The organism is Opitutus sp. sgz309028 (genome assembly GCF_059821195.1).
Window position 1 is genome coordinate 1,377,321 of sequence record NZ_JCAMRR010000002.1, and the last position, 16,143, is coordinate 1,393,463.

The 16,143-nt window shown below is 63.9% G+C and carries 10 protein-coding genes; 5 read left to right on the top strand and 5 right to left on the bottom strand.

Features of this window, described 5'->3' with window-relative positions:
- Positions 1-3: 3 nt before the first annotated feature.
- The 4 genes from AC6RV7_RS11410 to glmS form a co-directional block, all read right to left on the bottom strand.
- Positions 4-2,754 carry a glucoamylase family protein gene (locus AC6RV7_RS11410; RefSeq protein WP_500094103.1) on the bottom strand — a complete coding sequence of 917 codons (2,751 nt, stop codon included), beginning with the start codon at positions 2,752-2,754 and terminating at the stop codon, positions 4-6.
- Between the two features lie 324 nt (positions 2,755-3,078).
- The gene (locus AC6RV7_RS11415) at positions 3,079-4,137 is read right to left on the bottom strand and encodes a sigma-70 family RNA polymerase sigma factor (RefSeq protein WP_500094104.1); all 1,059 of its coding nucleotides are present in this window, start codon (positions 4,135-4,137) and stop codon (positions 3,079-3,081) included.
- A 173-nt stretch (positions 4,138-4,310) separates the two neighbouring features.
- Positions 4,311-5,792, bottom strand: a complete 1,482-nt coding sequence (gene trpE / locus AC6RV7_RS11420) for an anthranilate synthase component I (protein ID WP_500094105.1) — start codon at positions 5,790-5,792, stop codon at positions 4,311-4,313.
- Positions 5,793-5,932: 140 nt separating this feature from the next.
- Positions 5,933-7,786 carry a glutamine--fructose-6-phosphate transaminase (isomerizing) gene (gene glmS, locus AC6RV7_RS11425; RefSeq protein WP_500094106.1) on the bottom strand — a complete coding sequence of 618 codons (1,854 nt, stop codon included), beginning with the start codon at positions 7,784-7,786 and terminating at the stop codon, positions 5,933-5,935.
- 80 nt (positions 7,787-7,866) lie between these two features.
- Between glmS and AC6RV7_RS11430 the strand changes: the two genes are divergently transcribed.
- Positions 7,867-9,156, top strand: coding sequence for a glucose-1-phosphate adenylyltransferase (locus tag AC6RV7_RS11430; protein ID WP_500094107.1), 1,290 nt, complete (start codon positions 7,867-7,869; stop codon positions 9,154-9,156).
- Positions 9,157-9,226: 70 nt separating this feature from the next.
- Here the strand turns inward: AC6RV7_RS11430 and lgt are convergent, their stop codons facing one another.
- The gene (gene lgt, locus AC6RV7_RS11435; RefSeq protein ID WP_500094108.1) at positions 9,227-10,048 is read right to left on the bottom strand and encodes a prolipoprotein diacylglyceryl transferase; all 822 of its coding nucleotides are present in this window, start codon (positions 10,046-10,048) and stop codon (positions 9,227-9,229) included.
- Positions 10,049-10,181: 133 nt separating this feature from the next.
- Here lgt and gcvT point away from each other — a divergent pair, with 133 nt between their 5' ends.
- The 4 genes from gcvT to AC6RV7_RS11455 all read left to right on the top strand — a co-directional run bounded on the left by gcvT (position 10,182) and on the right by AC6RV7_RS11455 (position 16,118).
- Positions 10,182-11,285, top strand: a complete 1,104-nt coding sequence (gene gcvT / locus AC6RV7_RS11440; RefSeq protein ID WP_500094109.1) for a glycine cleavage system aminomethyltransferase GcvT — start codon at positions 10,182-10,184, stop codon at positions 11,283-11,285.
- Positions 11,286-11,315: 30 nt separating this feature from the next.
- Positions 11,316-11,699, top strand: a complete 384-nt coding sequence (gene gcvH / locus AC6RV7_RS11445; RefSeq protein ID WP_500094110.1) for a glycine cleavage system protein GcvH — start codon at positions 11,316-11,318, stop codon at positions 11,697-11,699.
- 181 nt (positions 11,700-11,880) lie between these two features.
- The gene (locus AC6RV7_RS11450; RefSeq protein WP_500094111.1) at positions 11,881-12,978 is read left to right on the top strand and encodes an efflux RND transporter periplasmic adaptor subunit; all 1,098 of its coding nucleotides are present in this window, start codon (positions 11,881-11,883) and stop codon (positions 12,976-12,978) included.
- Complete coding sequence (locus AC6RV7_RS11455) at positions 12,975-16,118, top strand: efflux RND transporter permease subunit (RefSeq protein WP_500094112.1); 3,144 nt, start codon at positions 12,975-12,977, stop codon at positions 16,116-16,118. The genes AC6RV7_RS11450 and AC6RV7_RS11455 overlap by 4 nt, the downstream gene beginning before the upstream one ends.
- Positions 16,119-16,143: the final 25 nt, after the last annotated feature.

Below are 16,143 nucleotides of genomic sequence, written 5' to 3' on the forward strand. Positions count from 1 at the left end.
GGGCTATTCCAGTCGCAGGATGCCGAGACTATAACGCTCGTCGCGGCGTTCCACGAACCGCCAGTTCAGCTTTAGGGAAGGTTCCCATTCGTAACGGGCGTCGGTCGCGATGGCGGCGGAGACACGAAACTCGAGGCCCGGCTTCGGCGTGAGGGCGAGGGTCGACCATGGCAGGGAGACCTCGATGGTGTAGCCGTGTTCGTTGCGCTCGATGCTGGCGGGGATCGGCCGGTTGTGCGTCCAGTCGATCGCCTGGCCGGTCGAACGGAAGATGAACTGGAAATCGTCGGGCCCGCGCCAGACGAGGCCGTTCGAGTCGGGATCGACGAGCAGTTCGACGAATTCCTTGCGCTCGGCCGGGCGGGTGTAGCCGGGCGGCGTATCGACCGCGACCGCGTGGAAATGCAGGGCCTCGTTGTCCCAGGTGAACGCGAAGCGCAGCTCCAGCATGGGATCGTCAGGCCGGACGTCGCCCGGCGAATCCTTGAACTCGAGCCCGGTCACGCGCACCCACTGCCACTGTTCGCGCGGGCGATTGGCGGCGACGGCGACCGCGCGGCGCTCGGGCGGTTCGACGAACGGGCCGGCGAGTTCCTGCCGCCAGAGGATGGAGGTGTTCTGGCCGAACGCCGCCTGGGCAAATTCCGGCAGCCGCGCCCGGGCGGCCAGCACGAGCGGGTCCTGCTGGAACCAGCCCGTGAGGCATTCCGGAACCAGCAAGTTGGCGGTGGCCAGCAGCAGTGTAGCACGTTCTCGGATACTGCTGCGCGCGAGCCAGTCGGCGGGGGGCGGCGTGGCGGCGAAGGCTTTCAAAAGTTCCTTGGGAAGATGACGCACGAGCAGCGCGGCGGTGAGGACATCGGGCGGCGTCGTGGCGGGGGAGGTCGAGGGCTCGACGGCTTTGGCGTAGGCGAGTTGCGCGGCCGAGCCGCCCGTGACGATCCCGGCCTCGTCGAGCCAGAGCCCCGGGGTGAGCTGATCGGCGGGATCGGCGGGCGAGAGCGCGAAGACGGGACCGACCTTCTCGGGAGTTCGCACGAGACGTTTCCAGGCAGCGCCATCGTCCTTGCCGGCGGCGAGTTTGAGGAAGGCGGCCAGGCGCGAGGCGGAGCCCAGCTTGGTCGAGCTGAGGGAGAGGTTGTCCCATTTGATCGCCTCCAGTTTCGGCGCCACCTCGGCCGAGAGGCTAGGGAACGCGTTGCGGAGCGTGATGAGCGCGGCGGCGTATTCGGCGGCGGCGACATCGTTGTCGGGCGGTTCCGCGGCGGCGAGGAGCGCGCGGGTTTGTTTCGCGGCGGCGCCGCCGTCGATCAGGCCAAGCGCGTGAGCGGCCGCGACGGCGGTGAGGCGCAGGCCGGCGGAGTCCGCGGTCAGGGGCGCGGACGCGAAGGAATTCCACGCGTCGGCCGCGAGCGAGCGCATCCGGTCGCGTTCGGACCAGGACAGGTTTTTGCTTTTGGAAACGAAGCCCGCTTTTCCGAGGGCGCGTTGCACTTCCGGCGCGCGCATGAAAAGCGCCCAGATCAAGCCGGTGCGGGCGTTTTCCGCCTGAAGGATCGAAATGCCTTGGTCGATGCCGATGACGTCGGGATTGATCCAGCCGGTTTCGGGATTGAAGGCGTCGACGAAGCCGTAGCGTTTCCAGATCCGATCGCCGTAAACGGTGCGAAGATGGCGCAGCACGGTCATCGTCTCGAAAGGCGCAAACGGCAACGAACCGGCGGTCGCGCAAGGCACGATGGTGCCGTCGAGGGAATTGAACTCCGAGGTGCGTGGCGGACCGCCCCAAGCTTTGTAGCCCGTTGCCGAATCGGACGCGGTGAGACCCCAAAGGCGTTCGCTCCAGCTGGGAAACTCGTCGCGGAGATCGATGCAGAACTGACGCTGCGCGAGCGTTGCCAGGACGGAGTTGTGATAGTAGTCGGCGTAGGCGTCGCGGAGATCGCGGAAATCCACATACGCGTGCGCGAACTGATGGATGAAAAGCGGCGGGCCCTGGATGAAGTGGTAGCCGGCGTAGGTGCCGGTGGGCTTGCGGAGCCACGCCTGCCAGTAGCTGCGATCGAGCGCATGTTCGGGCGCCCCGAGCCCGAGAATGCTCATGGTCGTGTGCTCGGAATAGCCCGTCCATCGGAAGCGCGAAAACCCCGCTTCGTCGTGCCAGCCCATCGCGACGGTTTCGCCACCGTTGAGAAACCACGTCCAATCCACCTCGTGATAAAGCTGGTCCACGAGCCGGGTGATTTCGGGATCCTGGAAGTATTCGCGCGCGACGATCGCGCCCGCGAGAAAAAGGCCGGTATCGATCGACGAGAGCTCGCAATTCCATGCGCGCTCGCCGGTGTCCATTTCCATGAAATGGTAGAAAAATCCGTGCTGCCGCTGCGCCCGGGTGGCGAGGAAGTGGAGCATCTGGCGAACCCGCTCGAGTGCGCGCGGGCGGTCCACCCAGCCTCGTTCCGTTGCGACCGCCCAGGAGGCGAGGGCGAAGCCGGACGCGGAAATGCTGGCCTTGCCCTCGCTTGGCGAACCATCAGCGCGGGCGCGGTCCCGGATGAGACCCGTCTCGGGATGAGCCTGCTCGACGAAGAACTGAAACGATGCGCGCTGGAGATCCTCGAGCAGCGCGTGATCGTCGGCGTCGAAGTTGGCGGCGGGATTCAGACGTAGTGCCAATCTGGAGACGGAGTCCGCGTTCCCGGGCTGCGCCACCAGCGGCGGCGCGAAACCGCACGCGGAAGCAAGCAGAGGCACGAACGCGAGGTGCCGAAACCGTAGGGGCAAAAGAAACGGCATGGGGGCAGGGCGATGAAGACGATGAAGGTCATGATAACGTTTGCAATGCAAATGGAAATTTTCCATCGCGGGCCGAATCAGCCGGCCGGCACCCTGGAGAACGCCGGATTATCACAGGTAAACGGCACGAAACCGGAGGAGCGATGCGGAGGCCGGGAGGCTCTCGACCGGGCAGCGCGCGACGATGACTGCAAAGCTTGTCTTGCACGGCTTGCGCGGCGGTGGACGCAAAAAAGCCGGCGCGGGTGGCGCCGGCTTTGATTCTACAAAGTGCGAACGGGATCAGTTGCGACCCGCGCGGGCGTTGCGTTTGGACTTCGCCTCGATGAACTCGCGGATCACGTCCATGCGCTGACGGGCGCGGTCTTCCTCCTGGATTTCCTCGCTGGAGCGGATGGCTTCGTGCTTGGCCATGGCCTTCCGCATTTTCGACAGGGCCAGATACTCGAGCTGGCGGATGCGCTCGCGGGTGACGTGGAAGCGTTTGCCCACCTCTTCGAGAGTGAGCTCGTCCTTCCCATCGAGGCCGAAACGCAGGCGGATGATTTCCGCCTCGCGGGCATCGAGCGACGCGACCATCGCGTGGAGGTCGAGATTCATGTTCTTGTCACGGAGACCCTCGAACGGATTCAACGCCGATTCGTCGCCGACGATCTCGCCGAAGGTGGCGGAATCGCCTTCGTCGCCGACCGGTGCGTCGAGCGACGCCGGGCGCACGCTGACGGACTTCAGGTGAGCGACCTTGCTCGTCGGGATCTGGAGCTCGATCGCGAGCTCCTCGTCCGTCGGTTCGCGGCCGAGTTCCTCGGTCAACGCCATCGCGGTGCGGCGCATCTTCGAGATCTTGTCGACGAGATGGACGGGCAGGCGGATCGTCTTCGACTGGTTCGCGAGCGCGCGTTTGATGGATTGCTTGATCCACCAAGCGGCATAGGTCGAGAGCTTGCCGCCCTTACGCGGATCGAAGCGCTCCACGGCCTTGATGAGGCCGATGTTGCCCTCGCTGATCAGGTCGAGCAGCGGGAGGCCGAAGTCTTTGTAATCCATCGCGATTTTCACGACGAGCCGGAGGTTGGCCTTGATCATGTGATCGCGAGCCTCCTTGTCGCCGCGGCGGATGCGCTTCGCGAGCGCGATCTCCTCGTCGATGGTCAGAAGCGGCGTCTTGCCGATCTCCTGAAGATAAAGTTGGAGGTTGCTGCGGTCGCCATGGGCCACGGTTTCCGCGGGCGCGCGCTCCTGTTTCTCCAGAAAAGAAGGCGGAGCATCGGGCACGTGAAGTTCAGCCGGCACAAAAGCGTCGAGTTCCTCAGTGGACAGGGTCTTGGATTTGAGGGGCATGATTGTGTGATGAGTTAGAAGGCTGGGCTATGCGTTTTGTTCCCGAACTGTAGCTAAGCCTGTTCCAATTACATTTACGCACGGCACCCTCGAAGGTTTCACAAAACCGCACCTTTATGCGTGCGAAGGTGGCGCGTCTGCGCCGGGTGGGCGCGCCAGCATGGCGCAATGCCCTAGAATCTCTCCGCCATGGCCACCGCTTTGAAAAGTGCGGAAGCTTTGTTGATCGTTTCCTGATATTCGGAGCTCGGGACGGAATCGGCGACCACGCCTGCGCCCGCCTGGATGTGAATCCGACCGTTTTTCAGGAGCGCGGTTCGCAGCATGATGCACGTATCCATATTGCCGTCGTAACCGAAATAACCGAGCGCACCGGCGTAGAAGCCGCGTTGGGAAGGCTCGTATTGCGCAATGATTTGCATCGCTCGGATCTTGGGCGCGCCGCTCACCGTGCCGGCGGGAAACGTGGCCCGCAGCAAGTCATACGCGGTGCGTTCGGGTGCGATGTCGCCTTCCACCTGCGAGACGATGTGCATGACGTGCGAGTAGCGCTCGATCACCATGAGCTCGGGCACGCGGATCGAACCGAAGCGGCAGACGCGGCCGATGTCGTTTCGCGCCAGATCGACGAGCATGAGGTGCTCGGCGCGTTCCTTCTCGTCGGCGAGCAAATCCTTTTCCAGCGCAAGATCCTCGGCGGGCGAGGCCCCGCGTTTCCGGGTGCCGGCGATCGGGCGAATCTCCACCAAACCATCCGTGAGCCGTACGTGCACTTCAGGCGAGGCGCCGACGATGGAGAAGTCGCCGGTCTCGAGGATGAACATGTAGGGCGAGGGATTCACCGTCCGCAGCGCGCGGTACAGATCGAGCGGCGATTTCTTGAATTCGCGCGAAAAGCGCTGCGACGGCACGAACTGGATGATGTCGCCGGAGCGGATGAACTCCTTGCCGTCGTCGACGACTTTCTCGAACGCCGGCTGCGTGAAATTTCCGTCCGGCACCGTGACCGGTCCCGGTTCGATCAAGGGTGCAGGGGCGATCTCGCGCGGATGTTTCAGAATCGCGTAGAGGTGCTGCAGCTCGGCCACCGCGGCTTCGTAGGCGGCCGCGGCGTCGCCCCGAATGTGGGCGTTGACGCAGAGGCGCAGGGTTTGCTTCGCGCGATCGAAGATCAGCAGCGAATCCGAGATCATGAAATAGAGCAGGGGCAGGCCGAGTTCGTCCTGCGGCGCAGCCGGCACGGTTTTTTCGATGCGCGTCACGTATTCGTAGCCGACGAATCCCACCGCGCCGCCGGTGAAACGCGGCAGTCCGGGAAGCGCGACCGGCCGGTAGCCGTGCATTTCCTGCTCGATCAACGCGAGCGGATCGGCCGGCGTGGGCACCGTTTTCGTGGCTTCGCCGGGCGTGCGGATTTCGGTCGTGTGCGGGCCGCAGATGAAGATTTTGCGCGGGCGGCAGCCGATGAAGCTGTAGCGCGAGAGGGTCTCGCCGCCTTCCACCGATTCCAGCAGGTAGGACGGACCGGCGTCCTTCAACTTCGCGTAGGCGGAAACAGGAGTCTCAAAGTCCGCCATCAGGTCCGCGCAGACGGGCACGACGTTGCCCTGTTTGGCGAGATCGGCGAACGCTTCGCGGCTCGGGTGAATGTTCATCTTCGGTGGGGGCTTATGCGGGCGGCCGCGACGCCGGGCAAGGTCAATGCGGGTCCTGGAACTGTGGCGTCGCGAATTCGCCGCCGTTGTTTCGGCGTGCCGGATGTGACCGCGCCGCGACGAGGAGCGCGGCGGGTTTGCTATTCGACCGTGACGGACTTCGCGAGATTGCGAGGCTTGTCGACGTCGCAGCCGCGTTCGACCGCGATGTAGTAGCTCAGCAGCTGCACCGGGATCGCGGCAACGATCGGCAGCACGGCCTCGTGACAGGCGGGAATCGAAATCACTTCATCGGCCAGGTCGGGCGGCAGCTCGGCGCCTTCCGTCACGATCGCGATCACCTCGCCGCGGCGGGCTTTGATCTCCTGCATCGAGGAGACGATCTTGTTGAAGATCTCGCTTTGGGGCGCGAAAAACACGCTTGGGCAATCTTCGCTGATGAGCGCGATCGGGCCGTGTTTCATTTCCGCCGCCGGATACCCCTCGGCGTGAATGTAGGAGATTTCCTTCAGTTTCAGCGCACCTTCGAGCGCGAGCGGGAACAGCGACAGCCGGCCGAGGAAAAGCATGTCCGACGCACGCGCGTAGCGCTTCGCGATCCGGCGGATATGCGGCGCCTGCTCGAGGACCTTGCGCACGAGATCGGGCGCGCCCTTCAGCGCGTTCACATATTGCACCCCGTCCGTGAAACTCATGTCGCGCATGCGACCGAGATAGAGCGCGATCATCGCGCCGATCAGGATCTGCGAGGTGAACGCCTTCGTCGACGCCACGCCGATTTCCGGGCCGACGTGCTGGTAAATGCCGCCGTCCGCCTCGCGCGCGATGCTCGAACCGACGACGTTGCTGACGGCGAGGACACGGTGGCCCTTGCGCTTCGCCTCTCGCAGCGCGGCGAGCGTGTCGATCGTCTCGCCGGACTGGCTCATGACGAAGAAGAGGGTGTTCGGATCCAGCGGCGAGTTGCGGTAGCGGAACTCCGACGCGTAATCGACCTCCACGGGCAGACGCGCGAACCGCTCGATCAGGTGCTCGGTCACGAGGCAGGCGTGCCACGCGGTGCCGCAGCCGCAGAACATGAAGCGCTCGATCTGGCGGAATTCGCCCGGCGTGACGTTGAGGCCGCCGAACTGCGCCGTGCTGCCGTCGGCCGAAAAACGGCCGCGCATCGCATTTTCGAGCGCCGCGGGCTGCTCGAAAATCTCCTTCTCCATGAAGTGCGCGTAGCGGCCTTTCTCGGCGTCGGCGATCGACCACGTGATCTTGTCGACCACTGGTTCGACGTCGGACTGGTCGTTCGTCGAAATCGAGAACGTCGACGACGTCAGGTGCACGAGCTCGCCATCCTTGAGGTAAACGACGTTCTGGGTGCGGCTGATCAGCGCCGATGCGTCGGATGCGATGATGTATTCGCCGTCGCCGACGCCGAGGATCAAAGGCGAAGCCTGGCGTGCCGCGACGATCTCCGCGGGGAAATCCACGCAGAGCACCGCGATGCCGTAGGTGCCCTCGACATGGCGAAGTGCCTTGCGCACGGATTCGAGAAACACGCTGTGGCCGTTCTGTCCGGCCGTTTCCTTTGCGTAGTGATACGCGATCAGATTGCAGAGCACCTCGGTGTCTGTCTCGGAGCTGAAGGTGTAGCCCTTCTCGAGGAGGAAGCGCTTGATGTGTGCGTAATTTTCGATGACGCCGTTGTGAATCAGCGCGAACTTGCCGTCGCTGCTCAGATGCGGGTGGGCGTTGGCGTCCGTGACGCCGCCATGCGTCGCCCAGCGCGTGTGGCCGATGCCGGTCGTGCCGGTGAATTTGCGATTCGCCGCTTCCTTGACGAGGGCGTCGACGCGTCCGGTTTTCTTGGCGACGTCAAGCCGGCGATCCTGCAGCACGCAAAGGCCCGCGGAATCGTATCCGCGATACTCGAGGCGTTTGAGCCCCTCGAGAATGATGCCTGACGCCTTTTGCTTACCCACATAGCCGACGATTCCGCACATATTTCCGATTTTTGTTTGGCGAAATTAAGCGAGCCGGCCAATCGTGCTTCAAGGTTTTAAACCCCCAAACCCGCTTTCTCATGACCACTCAGAAACGTGTGCTCGCCGTCATCATGGGAGGAGGACGTGGCACCCGCCTGCATCCCCTCACGCAAGAACGCTGCAAGCCGGCTGTCCCGCTCGCTGGTAAATATCGTTTGGTCGATATTCCGATCAGCAACTGCATCAACTCCGACATCAATCGGATCTTCGTGTTGACCCAGTTCAACACCGCGTCGCTTCACCGCCACATCCAGAACACCTACCACTTCGATCCGTTCGGCGGCGGCTTCGTCGACATCCTCGCGGCGGAGCAGACCGAAAAGAGTCTCGACTGGTATCAGGGCACGGCCGACGCCGTGCGCCGCAATCTCCTGCACTTCCGCTCCTTCCCGCACGACATCGTGCTCATCCTCTCCGGCGACCAGCTCTACCGGATGGATTTCCGCGAGATCATCGAGCAGCACCTGCGGACGAACGCCGACGTCACGATCGCCACCGTGCCGTTTCCTGTATCCAAAGTGGAAGGACTCGGCCTTTGCCGCGTGAACGATGATCTCTCCATCACCGAATTCGTCGAAAAGCCGAAGGATCCGGAGATCATCAACGGGCTAGCCTTGAGCCCGACGCTGGAGGCGAAGCTGAAGACGCCCTCGAAGGAGCACCACTGCCTTGCGTCGATGGGCATCTACGTGTTCAACCGCGGCGTCCTCGCCGACGCGCTGGACAACACCATGACCGATTTTGGCCGCGAGGTGATCCCCGGCCTGCTCGGGAAACAGAAGATCTTCGCGCACATCTTCGAAGGCTACTGGGAGGACATCGGCACCGTGCACGCGTTCTTCGAGGCCAACCTCGCGCTCGCGCAGCCGCTGCCGCCGTTCAACTTCTTCGAACCGAACGCGCCGATTTACACGCAGGACCGCTACCTGCCGGCCTCGAAGCTCAACAAGTGCGACATCAATCACGTCGTGATCGGCGACGGCTCGATCCTCACGGATTCCTCGCTCACGCATTGCGTGCTCGGCATTCGCTCGTTCGTGGGCGAGGGCAGCGTGCTGGAAGACGTGGTGATGATGGGCGCGGATTATTATGAAACCACGGAGCAGCTGGCCGCCAACGTGGCGCAAGGCCGCCCGCATCTCGGGGTCGGCAAACGCTGCCGCGTGAAGCATGCGATCATCGACAAGAACGCCCGCATCGGTGATGACTGCGTCTTGAGCGCCGAAGGCAAAGCCGACGGTTCCTACATCGGCGGCGCTGTGATCATTCGCGATGGCGTGCTCGTAGTGACGAAGGGCGCGATCCTGCCGTCGGGCACGGTCGTCTGACGCGAGGGGACGCGTTTCAAACTCTCACGCCTCCTTCCGGTTTTCGCTACCGGAGGGAGGCTGGCGACAGTCACGCGGCGGCCTTGCGTCGCGCATGCACGATCATCGCGACCCCAACCGCCACGAGGAAGATCGAGTAAAACGTTCCGCGGCTGAGGCCGAGGATCAGCGACGCATCCGGCTCGCGGAAAATTTCCCCGATCGAGCGGACGAGCGCATAAAGAATGAAGAACTCGCCCGTGAGCCGGCCGGGCGTCTCTTTCACAGCGTCAGTTTTCCAGAAACGCCACTGCATCACGCCGAGCAACAACAGCCCTTCGAGGGCGGCTTCGTAGAGTTGGGAAGGGTGACGCGGAAAAGGTCCGCCGCCGGTGTTCGAAAAGATGATCGCCCACGGCACGTCGGTCGGTTTGCCCCACAATTCGCCGTTGATGAAATTCGCGATCCGGCCGAACAGCAGACCCGCCGGCGCCGTGGACGCCACGAGGTCGCCGAGATGCAACATCGGGATGTGGTGGCGCCGGCTGAACCACCACAGCGCGATCGCGACGCCCGCCATGCCGCCGTGACTCGCCATGCCGCCTTCCCAGACGCGAAAGAAACTCAGCGGATCGTGAATCAACTGCTCCGGGTGGTAGAGGAGAAACGAGCCGAGTCGTCCGCCCACCATCACGCCGACCACGAGGGTGACGATGAAATCCGACACCTTCGCCGCGGGCAGTTGCGAGCGGCCGGCGTGCCAGTATTTCGCGAGCAGCCACGCCGCGACGAGGAAGCCCATCAGATAGGCCAGCCCGTAGTAGCGAATCCCGAAGTTGTCGGTGAAGCGGATCAGGAACGGGCTCAGGTCGTGCGTCCAATACGCGGCCGGAAAACGGAGAAGAATCGACATGGTCTCGCGGAGAAACGGCCGACATTTGCGCCGGCCCACCGGCCGAACAATCCAATTCGCTGCCGCCACCGCGTCGACGCACACAAGAAAACCTTGCAGATCGCGGCGCGCGGGTGAGCGTAGCGGGCTCAAGATGAGCGAACTGAAACGCACACCGTTGCGCGATTTCCACGCGGCCCATGGCGGCCGGTTGGTCGACTTCGCCGGTTGGGAAATGCCGGTCCAATACCGCAGCATCCTCGAGGAGCACAAAGCGGTGCGCCGCGCGGCGGGTATGTTCGACGTCAGCCACATGGGCGAAGTCGACGTGCGCGGGCCGGAAGCGGCGAAATTCCTGAATCACCTCGTCACGAACGATGTCACGAAGCTGTTCCCCGGCCGCGTGCTCTACACGCCGATGTGCTACCCGAACGGCGGCGTCGTGGACGACCTGCTCATCTACCAGCGGGCGCCGGACGACTACCTGCTTTGCATCAACGCGGGGAATATCGCGAAAGACCTTGCCTGGATCCGGGAGCAGGCGACGGCGTTCCGGGTGGACATCACCGATCGCTCCGACGACTACGCGCTCCTCGCCGTCCAGGGACCGCGCGCCGCGGAAATCGTGCAGTCACTCACGGGCGCGAAGCTCGGCGCCGTGAAATACTATCATTTTGTGGAGGCGCCGGTCGCCGGCGTGCATTGCCTGGTGAGTCGCACCGGCTACACCGGCGAGGACGGTTTCGAACTTTATCACTCCGCCGAAGAAGCCGCGCAGCTGGCGGAGGCGCTGCTCGCCGCCGGCCAGGCCCACGGTTTGGAACTCGCCGGACTGGGAGCGCGGGACAGCCTGCGGCTCGAGGCCGGGTATCCGCTTTATGGACACGAGATTTCGGCGGACATCTCGCCGCTCGCGGGCGGACTGGGGTGGACGGTGAAACTCGAAAAAGGCGCCGACTTCATCGGTCGCGCGGCGCTGCTCGCCGAGAAACAGCAGGGCCCGGCGCAACGCATCGTGTTTTTCAAGACCGGCGACCGCCGCATCGTCCGCGCGGATACACCGGTCGTGAATGAGGCCGGTGTCACCGTCGGCCGCGTCGTTTCCGGCACGCTGTCGCCGATCCTGAACGAAGCGATCGGCTCGGCGCTCGTCGCGGCGTCGGCGGCGACACAGCCGTTGTCCGTGGATATCCGGGGGACGAAGTTGACGCTGCAGCTCACGAAGCCGCCGTTTGTCCCGCTGAAACAGGGCGCCTGAACGTTTTTCCTTCACCGATCCTCAAATCCCATGAGCAATATTCCTGCCGGTCTGCGCTACGCGAAATCCCACGAATGGCTGAAGCTGGAGAGCGACGGCACCGCGAAGGTCGGCATCACCGACTACGCGCAGAACTCGCTCGGCGACATCACCTACGTGCAGTTGCCCAAGGTCGGCGCGACGTTGACCGCCGGCCAGACCTTCGGGGTCGTGGAGTCGGTCAAGGCCGCCAGCGATCTTTACGCGCCGGTAGCCGGCACGGTCGTGGCGGTCAACCCGGCCTTGGACGCGGCGCCGGAAACGTTGAATCGCGACCCGTATGCCGAGGGCTGGATGCTGCAGATCAAAGTTTCGAATCCGGCCGAGGCCGACGCGCTGCTCGATGCGTCTGCCTACGAAAAAACGCTGGGTTGAGGGCCGGATTTAAGGCGTCGGGTCATTGTCCGACGCCGGTCCTGACGCCCGGCGAAAAACGGTAACAGTCCGGCCGAGGCACCGTCTTTCGGCGGCAACGGCGCGAGCTGCCCGCATCCTTAATCGCTGCATTGCGTCAGGCGGGCCATTGCGACTGCGCAACTCATTTCATTTCACCTTCATGTTTCCCGGTAGACTGGTTTCGGTCGTGTTGACGGTTGGTTTCGCCCTGACGGGCTGCGCCAAAAAGCAGGCGCCGGTGGCGCGCATGTCGGACCAGTTGCAACCGGTGGAGGTGACGCGGTTGTCGCGACAGGATCTGGAAGAAACCGTGAGCCTCGTCGGTTCGGTGGCGGCCAACGAAGCGGCGACGATCCGGCCGGAAACGACCGGCCTCGTGCGCGAGATTCATTTCGAAGAGGGCCAGCGCGTGAACAAAGGCGATCTGCTGGTGAAGATCGACGACGCCGAATTGAAGGCGCAGTTCGCGCAAAGCGACGCTCGTTACCAGTTGGCGGAGCAGAACCTGCAACGCGCGGAGCTGCTCGGCGCTTCCCAGAGCAACAGTCTGGCGGAGGTCGACCGCGCGCGCTCCGAGTTCGCCGCCGCCAAATCGGAGCGGGAACTCATCCGCGTGCGGCTCGACCGCTCGGAAGTGCGCGCGCCGTTCGATGGCGTGCTCGGCGCCCGCACGCTTTCGCCCGGAGATTACGTCAATCCCCAGTCCGTGATCACGACGATCGACGATCTCTCGCGGCTGAAGATCGAGTTTCAGGTGCCGGAACGGTTCGCGGCGAAGGTGCGACCAGGCACGAAGTTCGCGCTGCGTTCGTCGGCGCTGCCGGCGGACGCGGCGTTGAGCGGCGAGGTCTATTTCGTCTCGGCCGTCGTCGATCGGGAAACGCGGTCCAGCGCGGTCAAAGGCTACGTCGTCGCCGCGGACTCGGGGCTGAAGCCCGGCATGTTCACCAACGTCGATCTCGTGCTCGATGTCCGGCGCGGCGTGCTGACGGTTCCGGAAGGCGCGATTCTCACGACCACGGCGGGCACCCAGATCGTGACGGTGAATGAAAGCACGACGCCGCCGACCGCCGCCTTCGTGCCGATTCGCACCGGGTTGCGCGCGAAGGGCGTGGTCGAGGTCGAGCCGTTGCAGGGGCAATTGTCCGATGCGACGCAAGTGGTGGCCTCCGGCGTCGGCGCGTTGATCCTTTACCCCGGGACCAAGCTCGAGCTGAAGCCGCAGGTGAAGGAACTGCGCACCGCGTCGCTGCCATGATCCTGTCCGATGTTTCCATCCGGCGTCCGGTCGTGTGCCTGGTGGCCTCGATCTTGGTCGTGCTGATCGGCGGCCTGTCGTTCAGCCAGCTCGCCGTGCGCGAGTATCCGAACATCGATTCGCCGATCGTTTCGGTGCAGACGTCCTATCCCGGCGCGTCCGCCGAGGTGATCGAAACCAAGATCACGGAGCCGCTCGAAAAGGAGATTTCGTCGATCGACGGGATCCGCGTCATCCGCTCCGTGTCGCGCGAGGAACGCTCGGAAATCACCGTCGAGTTCACGTTGAAACGCGACGTCAACGAGGCCGCGAACGACGTGCGCGATCGCGTGAGCCGGGCGCGCGGGCGTTTGCCGGACGAGGTGCTGGAGCCGCAGGTCACGAAAACGGAAGCCGATGCGGATCCGATCCTGAGCTTTTCGCTCAACTCCGACCGCTACTCGCGTCAGGAGCTTTACGATATCGCGGAGCGTTTCGTGGTGCAGCGGATCCAGACGGTGCCAGGCGTCGGCTCGGTGCAGATCCGCGGTCCGCGTTTTGCGATGCGGCTGTGGATCGATTCGGACCGGCTGGCGGCCTACGGGCTGACCGTCGCGGACGTCGAGCGAGCCCTGACGCAGCAGAACGTCGACATTCCCGGCGGACGCATCGAATCCGTGACGCGGGAGTTCACGGTGCGGACGCAGGGCAACATGACGGAGGTGCCGGATTTCGAGAACCTCGTGCTGGCGGTGCGCGGCGGCTATCAGGTGAAGTTTTCCGACATTGGGCGCGTGGAGTTGGGCAAGAACGATTATCGCGGCGAAAGCTTTTTCCGCGGCCGGCCGACCGTCGGCATCCAGGTTTACCGGCAGTCGCAATCGAACCTGCTCGATCTGGCGGAAGGCGTGAAGGGGCAGATGCCGAACATCATGTCCGACCTGCCGCAAGGCGTGAGCATCGACGTCGGCTTCGACAGCTCGGTGTTCGTCGAACGCTCGGTGGGCGAGGTTTACAAGACGCTGTGGGAAGCGGCGGGGCTCGTGATCCTGATGATCTTCATTTTTCTCCGCGACTGGCGCGCAACCTTCATCCCGCTGCTCGCGATTCCGGTGTCGGTGATCGGCTCCTTCGCGGTGATGAGCTGGCTCGGTTTTTCGCTGAACGTGCTGACGCTGCTTGCGCTCGTGCTCGCGGTCGGCCTCGTTGTCGACGACGCGATCGTGATGCTCGAAAACATCTACCGGCGCATCGAGCTCGGCGAGTCGCCGATTTATGCGGCGGTGCATGGCGCGCGGCAGGTGGCGTTTGCGATCATCGCGACGACGCTGACGCTGGCGGCGGTGTTTCTGCCCGTGGCGTTTCAATCCGGCCAGACCGGGCGGCTGTTCTTCGAGTTCGGCGTCACGCTGGCGATCGCCGTGATGGTTTCGGCGTTCGTGGCGCTGACGCTCACGCCGATGCTCAGCTCGCGGATGCTCAAGACCAAGGTGGTCGATGGCGAGCGGCGGCACGGCTGGCTCTACGAGAAAACGGAACCGTTTTTCGCGACGATCAACCGCTGGTATTCATCCTGGTTGGACGCCGCCTTTGCGCACAAGACGTGGGTGCTGCTGGGCGCGGGCGCGATCGCGCTGCTGGGACCCTTGCTTTATACGCAGCTGCAGCGCGAGCTCACGCCACTCGAGGATCGCAGCTCGTTTCGCGCGCAGTTCATCGCTCCGGTCGGCTCCACGCCGCAGTATTCCCATTACTACACCGGCAAGATGGAGGAGATGATCCTCGCGGTGCCGGAGATGGATCGCACCTTCCGCCGCAGCGGCGACAGCAATCGCGCGTTCATCTACGCGACCTTGAAACCGTGGGAGGAACGCGAGCGGACGGCGCAGGAGGTCATCCTCGAATTGCGCGAAAAATTCCGCAGCGAAATCACGGGTGGCCAGGCGGTGCCGATCGCGCCGCGTCCGTTTGGCCAGCGCGGCGGCGGCTCGGGCGTGCAACTGGTGCTGCAGGGATCCGATTTCGACAAGCTCCAGCAGCTCGGCGAGCAGATGCTCGCGGCGATGCGGGAGACGAACCTGTTTTTCCAGCCGCGGCTGGATCCGTCGCCGACCAAGCCGCAGCTCGACGTGCACATCGACCGCGCGAAAGCGGCGGATTTGAGCGTGCCGGTTTCCGCGATCGCGACGACGCTGGAGACGCTGTTCGGCGGCAAGCAGGTGACGACCTTTCAACGCGGCAATCAGGAGTTCGACGTCATCGTGCAGGTGGCGGATCAGGATCGGATGACGCCGTCGGACCTCAGCCGGGTTTACGTGAAGTCGAGCACCGGGCAGCTGATCCAGTTGACGAATCTGGTGCGGGCGAACGAAGCCGTGGTGCCGGAGAATTATCCGCATTTCGCGCGGTTGCGCGCGGTCACGATTTCCGCGCAGCTCTCGGGCAACGCGACGATCGGCGATGGAGTGGACTTTTTGAAAGCGGAAGCCGATCGCATCCTGCCCGCCGGCTACACCTACGCGTGGGACGGGGAAACGCGGGAATACGTCGAGAGCGCCAGCGACACGTGGATGCTGTTCACGCTCGCGCTCGTGTTCACGTTTCTCGTGCTCGCGGCGCAGTTCGAATCCTGGATTCACCCGATCACGATTTTCACCGGCATCGTGCTCGCGCTCGCTGGCGGCGTGATCGTGCTGTATTGCACGCGCTTCTTCGGGCCGGCGATGACGGACAATCTCTATTCGCGCTTCGGGTTGATCATGCTGATCGGCCTGGTGGCGAAGAACGGCATCTTGATCGTGGAGTTCGCGAACCAGCTTCAGCTCGAAGGGCGGTCGGCGTTCGAGGCGGCGCGCGAGGCGGCGATTCTGCGCTTCCGGCCGATTCTGATGACTGCGATCGCGACGGTGCTCGGCGCGGTGCCGATCGCATTTGCGAGCGGCGCGGGCGCGGAAAGCCGCAATCCGATGGGCATCGTGATCGTCGGCGGCTTGAGCATCGCGACCTTCCTCACGCTCTTCGTCGTGCCGATCTTCTATATTCTCGTCGATCGGTTGTGCGTTCGCGTCACCGGCCACTCCAGCGCGCATGGCTTGAAAAAGGCGCAGGAGATCGAGCGTGAGACGGCGACGACGACGCCCGAGATCGCGCTGGCGAAGTAAGCCGGCCGGATAAAAAGAAAGCGCC